A 3,679-nucleotide genomic window follows, 5' to 3' on the forward strand; every position below is an offset into this window, starting at 1 on the left:
CGACAGGATCGCGATCGATGCGGTGGCATACACCATCGAGGTGTAGCCGAACAGGCGCTTGCGGGCGAAGGCCGGCACGATGTGGCTCACGATGCCGAACGCCGGCAGGATCATGATGTACACCTCGGGGTGGCCGAAGAACCAGAAGATGTGCTGGTACATCACCGGGTCGCCGCCGCCGGCGGGGTTGAAGAAGCTGGTGCCGAAATGGCGGTCGGTCAGCGTCATCGTGATCGCACCGGCCAGCACCGGCATCACCGCGATCAGCAGGTAGGCGGTGATCAGCCAGGTCCAGCAGAACATCGGCATCTTCATCAGCGTCATGCCGGGCGCGCGCATGTTGAGGATGGTGACGATGATGTTGATCGAGCCCATGATCGAGCTCGCGCCCATGATGTGCATCGCGAAGATGCCGGCATCCATCGACGGACCCATCTGCAGCGTCAGCGGCGCATAGAGCGTCCAGCCGGCCGCCGGCGCACCGCCGGGCATGAAGAACGAACCCACCAGCATCAGCGCGGCCGGGATCAGCAGCCAGAAGCTCAGGTTGTTCATGCGCGCGAACGCCATGTCGGGCGCGCCGATCTGCAGCGGCACCATCCAGTTCGCGAAGCCGACGAAGGCCGGCATGATCGCGCCGAACACCATGATCAGCCCGTGCATCGTCGTCAGCTGGTTGAACAGCTGCGGGTTGACGATCTGCAGGCCCGGCTGGAACAGCTCGGCACGGATCAGCAGCGCCAGCATCCCGCCCACGATCAGCATCGTGAACGAGAACAGCAGGTACAGCGTGCCGATGTCCTTGTGGTTGGTCGCGTAGACCCAGCGGCGCCAGCCGTGCGGGTGGTGGTGGGCTTCGTCGTCATGCCCGGCGTGGGCGTCGTGGCCGTGGCCGTGCGGATCGAGAACTGCGCTCATGGGTAGCTTCCTTTGGGCGACTCTGGCTTGTTGCTTGCGTTATTGCTTGCGCTGCGCGAGCACTTCGGACGGCTGCACGGTCTGGCCGGTCTTGTTCGACCAGTTGTTCTTCGTGTAGGTGATGACTGCCGCAAGGTCGGTGTCCGACAGCTGCTTCCACGACGGCATCGCACCGTTGTTCTGGCCGTTCAGCACCACGTGGATCTGCTTGGTCTTGTCAGCGTCGAGCACCACCGGCGACTTGTCCAGCGGCTTGATCGGGCCGCCGCCCAGGCCGGTGGGCAGGTGGCAGGCGGCGCAGTTCGCGGCGTAGACCTTCTCGCCGCGCGCGAGCAGCGCGGGCTGCTCCCACACCTTGGCAGGATCGTCGGCAGCGGCCGCCATTTCCTTCTTCTTGCCATCGACCCACTTCGTGTAGTCGGCGGCCGAGACCACCTTCACGTGGATCGGCATGTAGGCGTGTTCCTTGCCGCACAGCTCGGCGCACTGGCCGTAGTAGTCGCCGATCTTCTCGGCACGGAACCAGGTGTCGCGCACGAAGCCGGGGATGGCGTCCTGCTTGATGCCGAACGACGGCACCATGAAGGCGTGGATCACGTCGGTCGCGGTGGTGATCACGCGCACCTTCTTGTCGACCGGCACGACCAGCGGGTTGTCGACCTTCAGCAGGTAGTCGTCGCCGGACGGCTTGCCGGAGTCGGACATCTCGCGCTGCGTCACGTCGAGCGTCGAGACGAAGCCGATGCCTTCGCCCTCGCCCTTCAGGTAGTCGTAGCCCCACTTCCACTGGATGCCGGTGGCCTTGATCGTCAGGTCGGCGGCGCTGGTGTCCTTCATCGCGACCACTACCTTGGTGGCGGGCAGCGCCATCAGGATCACGATGACGAAGGGCACGATGGTCCAGATGATCTCGACCGTGGTGCTCTCGTGGAAGTTGGCCGGCTTGGCACCCTTGCTCTTGCGGTGCTTGATGATCGAATAGAACATCACGCCGAACACGCCGAGGAAGATCACCACGCAGATGATCAACACGAAGTAGTGCAGCCAGCGCTGCTCGGCGGCGATCGCGGTGACCGGCGGGTGCAGGTCGAGCTGGTTGACGGCCGGTCCTCCCGGCAGGTCGTTGACGGCCATGGCAGCCGATGTGGCCAACGCGGCGCCCAGGCCCAGGCTGAGTTCTCCCGCCCGCTGCCAAAGTGTTTTCGTCTGCTTCATCATGGTCGTTTCAGTTTTCCCAAAATCACACCGGAGACGGCCGCGCCGCCCCTTGTTGCCAGCGCCGCAGCGCATGGCGCAATTCCTGCGCCAGCTGGCTGCGCAGCTCGGGCCGCACGAAGCGCCCCACCGCAATCCGCCGCCCCTGGCCCGACAACTCGATCAGCGACTGGTCGCCATGCGCCGGCTCCACCCGCACCCAGGCGGGCTGGAACTCCACCCGCTCGACCTGCGGCCCGTTCGCGACTTCCACCGTCAGCCGGTCATCACGCAGCACGATGCTCTCGCTGTCGGTCGCGTGGCGTGCGTACACCCACAGCGCCAGGCCCAGGGCTGACAGCTCGATCCAGGTGAAGGTCATGATCATTCGCGCCCCCTGGAACCAGAACATCGCGGCAATGCCCAGCGACAGGACGCACAACGACAGGTAGAACGCGAGCAGCTGCCTGGGCGCCATCGAGCAGTTGCGCTTGAGCAGCCAGTCGATCGACCAGCCTGCCGGGCCACCCTCCCCGCGGGATTCGTGACCGAAGCGAAACTCTGCCCGGGGTGCCGAGGGCTGCCACGCCGCCGACGAGCTTGTGGACATACTGCGCCTTCTCCAGTTGCCTCCAGAGATCTGTTCTTCGACGGACCCTCTCCGACCCGCGCTGCCGCACCCCTTGGCCGCGCACCCCGGACGAATCCGCATTTTTCAAGCCCGCGAGTTTAGCGCAGGCCGCCACGGCACGGCCCTCAGCGCGAACCCTGGCGCGCGCGCACCAGCGCACGCATGTCGTCCAGCGACACCGTCGTCTCGGCCGCCAGCGGCACGCGCGGCGGCGCCTTGAACGCGTGGCCGTAGGCGACTTCGAAGCTCATCGAGATGCGGCCGTCCGGCCCGGCCAGGCCCTGCAGCCCGGCGTGCAGGCGCTCGCGCCAGCGCGGCGTGCGCAGCCCGGCAAAGCGCTCCGGCGCCGCGTTGCCGCCCAGGCCGCGCAGTTCGGCGAGCAGCGCCTGCGGGCTCGCCCAGGTCAGCGTGATCAGCTCCTGGTCCATCACCGGATCGGCGAAACCGGCCTGCACGAGCATGTCGCCCAGGTCGTGCATGTCGACGAAATCGGCCGCCGGCACCGCCCAGCCGAGGCGGCGGTACAGCGCACGCAGCTCCTTCAGCGTGTCCGGGCCGAAGCACGAGAACATCGCGAAGCCGTCGACCGCCAGCGCGCGCTGCCACTGGCCGAGCACCACCGGCGGGTCGAACACCGCCTGCAGCATCATGTTGGCCCAGACCAGCTGCACGCTGCCGGGCTCGACCTGGTCGGCGGACAGCACCGTCACCGGCGCGCCGCTCCAGCGCTTGGGCGACCACCACGGCGCCTTCGCGAGCTGCGCGCTGCGCTCGCGCAGCGCCGGCGTCGGCTCGACCGCGATGCGGCGCGCCTGCGGGTAGGCGCGCGCCAGGTGCTCGGCACCGGCGCCGCCGAAGCTCCACCAGTCGGCGATCGCGTCCGGCTGCTTGCGCACGATCGCGAGCCGTTCGGCCATGCGCCGCGCGATCTCGCCG

At 67.4% G+C, this 3,679-nt stretch carries 4 protein-coding genes; all 4 read right to left on the minus strand.

Features of this window, described 5'->3' with window-relative positions; genetic code table 11:
• On the minus strand, positions 1–918 hold a 918-nt coding region (locus AC1D01_RS24925; RefSeq protein WP_477871135.1), incomplete at its 3' end, for a cbb3-type cytochrome c oxidase subunit I.
• A 39-nt stretch (positions 919–957) separates the two neighbouring features.
• Positions 958–2,133, minus strand: coding sequence for a cytochrome c oxidase subunit II (gene coxB, locus AC1D01_RS24930; protein WP_477871137.1), 1,176 nt, complete (start codon positions 2,131–2,133; stop codon positions 958–960).
• Positions 2,134–2,158: 25 nt separating this feature from the next.
• Complete coding sequence (locus AC1D01_RS24935; protein ID WP_477871139.1) at positions 2,159–2,722, minus strand: DUF2244 domain-containing protein; 564 nt, start codon at positions 2,720–2,722, stop codon at positions 2,159–2,161.
• A 146-nt stretch (positions 2,723–2,868) separates the two neighbouring features.
• On the minus strand, positions 2,869–3,679 hold an 811-nt coding region (locus AC1D01_RS24940), incomplete at its 5' end, for a class I SAM-dependent methyltransferase (protein WP_477871141.1).

It is taken from the genome of Rhizobacter sp. P3_B12, from assembly GCF_056402895.1.